Here is a 262-nt window from a genome sequence, read left to right on the forward strand (position 1 = left end):
CCATTTGGTGTTGGCCTTGGCTGGGATGATGAAGTGGCGGTTCGTTCCATTATTGGTCAAGCCACACAGAATCTCTGCCGACAGAAAACCCTTGTCGAATGCGGTCAGGGAGTCGTCCGGAATCGACGCGAGCAGCTCTTTTGCGTAGAGCATCTCGTTGATGCCGTAAGGCCCGAACTTCGCATCACGGATCAAGTGGGTTGGCACCGCAGTCAAGGTCACGCCACGCACTTGCGGATAGCTGGAAATTCGACCGCTGGAA

General features: G+C 55.3%; 1 pseudogene. It reads right to left on the reverse strand.

Annotated features, from left to right (window positions below):
- Positions 1 to 262, reverse strand: a pseudogene (locus FVD38_RS26340) (IS4 family transposase); the annotation flags it as partial.

This window comes from Massilia arenae, assembly GCF_008014745.1.
Classification (GTDB): domain Bacteria; phylum Pseudomonadota; class Gammaproteobacteria; order Burkholderiales; family Burkholderiaceae_D; genus Telluria; species Telluria arenae.